A 2,645-nucleotide genomic window follows, 5' to 3' on the forward strand; every position below is an offset into this window, starting at 1 on the left:
CCGGCTGCAACCTCGCCGCCTGACCCGTCCGCAGCCGAGCCCGCCGCCCCGGCGTCTCCCCACTGCGCCTCGCCCTGCTCCCCGCCCTGCTCCCCGCCCTGCCCCGTGCCGGTACCCGTGCTGGGCATCTGCCTTGGCCTGCAGATCATCAACGCCCATTTTGGCGGGGTCACCGCGCCGCTGCCGGGCTGCGTGCACGGCAAGCCGGACACCCTGCACTACGCCGGGCAGGCCCGCACCGTGGCCCGCTACCATTCGCTGCACCTGTCCGTTATGGGCACGGGCATGCGCGTGCTGGCCCGCAACGGCCAAGGGGTGGCCATGGCCGCCCGGCACCGCTGCCTGCCCCTGCTGGGCTACCAGTTTCACCCCGAATCGTTCCTCACCCCGGACGGGGTGTGGTGGATACGCCATGCGCTGCACGCTGTCGGCCTGCGCTGACGCCGACGCCTTCGCGTCCTTTGCCCTGGCCTGCGCCCGGCAGGGCGCGGACCTGCTGCTGTGCCACCCGGATTCCGGGCACGCGGATACGGGCCATGCGGATTCCGGCATGGGGGGGGTACTGAGCGCGGATGCAATCGCCTCCGGCCAGCACGCCGCCTCCCCCGGCGCGACTGGCACAACTGGCGCGACTGGCACAACTGGCACAACTGGCGCCCCGCACGTCCACACCGCCATGCCCCCCGGCTGGACGGTCTGGCCCGGCGGCGAGGGCGAAGGCCCGTGCTGCCTCGTGGGCATCTGCCCGCGCGAGGAACTGTGTCTGGGCGATCCCGCGCCCGGCCGCATGGCTGGCCCCGCAGCCGACCCTGCGTTCAACCTCGCCCGCCCCCGCCACGCATCTTCACCGGACCATGAACCCGGCCCGCACACCGACGCCGCGCTGGCCGCATTCCTCGGCCTGCCGATGCCGTTCGGGGCGCATTCCACCGCGCCACTGCGCGGGCGCCCCCCCCTCCTCTGGCAGCCCGCCCGTGCCGACCACGGCATCGCCCTTGGCTTTCTGGCATACACCTACGGCCTGCCGCGCTTCGGCATCCGCAGCGCCATGCCTCGCGTGCTGCCCCACGCCCTGCTGCGCCGCTATCACGCCATGGCCCGCTGGAACCCGGCCACCGGCGCGCTTACCCTGTCCGTGCACCCGGATGCTCCGCCGGATATGGCCGCCCGCTGTGCCCGCCTGCTGGCCGACGCATCCCCGCCCGCCGCATTCACCGCCCCCACCGGTTGCACCGGCCTGCCCCCCTCACTGGACCGCGCCGGGTACACGGCGGGCGTGCGCGAGGTGCTGCGCCGCATCCGCGCGGGCGATACCTACCAGTGCAACCTGTCCACCCGTTTCGGCCTGCATGCGCCGGGGCTGGACCCGGCGGCCCTGTCGCTGCACCTGTGGCGCACCCGGCCCGCACCCTTTCACGGCTTGTTCCGCATCGGCAGACGCCACGTGGTGTCCGCCTCGCCGGAACGGTTCCTGCGCGTGGATGCGCCGGACGGCGGCACGGCCCGCGTGCTGTCGCAGCCCATCAAGGGCACCCTGGCCTTCGGCCCCGGCACGCCGCATCCCGTCTGGCATCCCGGCCTGCCGGGCCTGCTGGCCGCCACCCCCAAGGAGCGCGCCGAACTGTCCATGATCGTTGACCTGGTGCGCAACGACATCTCGGCAGACTGCGCCCACGGCAGCGTGGCCGTGGCCCGGCACTGCGCCACCTTTCGCGTGGGCGGCGCTGCCAGCGGCCTCGTGCAGATGTATTCCGACGTCACCGGCACCCTGCGGCCCGACCGCACCTGCCTGGACCTTCTGCTGTCCGCCTTTCCCGGCGGGTCGGTGACCGGCTGCCCCAAGCGGCGCACCCTGGCCATCATCGAGGCCGGGGAACCCCACAGCCGCGAGGTGTACTGCGGCAGCCTGCTGGCCATCGCCGACGCCCGCACCATGGACGCTTCCATCGCCATCCGCACCGGCTGGCACGACGCGGCCACGGGACGCTTCGAACATTGCGCGGGCAGCGGCATCGTCGTGGACTCGGACCCGGAAAGCGAATACGAAGAAACATGTGCCAAGGCAGCCAACTTCCGGGAGGTATGCGCATGATCCACTGGCGGAGCGGCGCGCTGCACGAGGGCGGGGTACGGCTGGACATCGGCAGTCCGGCCTTCCGGTACGGGGCCGGGTTCTTCGAGACCATCCTGTGGAACGGCCACGGACCCAGCCGCCTGGATGCGCATCTGGCGCGCCTGCAGGCCAGCCTGGACCACTTCGGCCTGATGGCCGAACCCGTGGACTATCCGGCGGTCATCGCGGAGGTGGTGCGCGCCAACGGCCTTGCCGAACGGCAGGCGCGGGTGAACATCATCGCCCCGCTGGAGGACGAGGACGCGGCCATGGCCCCGCTGGTCACCGCCGCACCCTACGCCCCGCCCGCGCCCGACCGCACCTACAGCCTGCGCCTTGCCCCGCCCGCCACGCTGGGCTCGCTGGCCCTGCACAAATCCATGAACTACATGCTCTGCTACCTGGAACGCAGGGCCGCCCGCGCCCTGGGCCAGGACGACGCCGTGCTCACCCAGCCCGGCGGCGTCGTGACCGAGGCCACCACCGCCGCGCTGCTGTTCGGCGACGGCAAATGCTTCTGCACCCCCACCGG

At 72.8% G+C, this 2,645-nt stretch carries 3 protein-coding genes; all 3 read left to right on the forward strand.

All coding sequences use genetic code 11. The features are described from left to right. The coding region (locus FVW20_RS12150) for a glutamine amidotransferase-related protein (protein WP_443677868.1) at window positions 1–441 on the forward strand (441 nt) is incomplete at its 5' end. Next, a complete protein-coding gene (locus FVW20_RS12155; RefSeq protein WP_196609822.1) occupies window positions 413–2,092 on the forward strand; it encodes a chorismate-binding protein in 1,680 nt (559 codons plus the stop codon). The genes FVW20_RS12150 and FVW20_RS12155, both read left to right, overlap by 29 nt. Beyond that, window positions 2,089–2,645, forward strand: a 557-nt coding sequence (locus FVW20_RS12160) for an aminotransferase class IV (protein ID WP_196609823.1), incomplete at its 3' end; no start/stop codon positions are given. The genes FVW20_RS12155 and FVW20_RS12160, both read left to right, overlap by 4 nt.

Source organism: Nitratidesulfovibrio oxamicus, assembly GCF_015731765.1.
GTDB classification, from domain to species: Bacteria; Desulfobacterota; Desulfovibrionia; order Desulfovibrionales; family Desulfovibrionaceae; genus Cupidesulfovibrio; species Cupidesulfovibrio oxamicus.

What these genes read in the sequence shown, in the direction of transcription:
- FVW20_RS12155 (WP_196609822.1), top strand. Translation starts at nt 413, where the DNA reads ATGCGCTGCACGCTGTCGGCCTGCGCTGACGCCGACGCCTTCGCGTCC.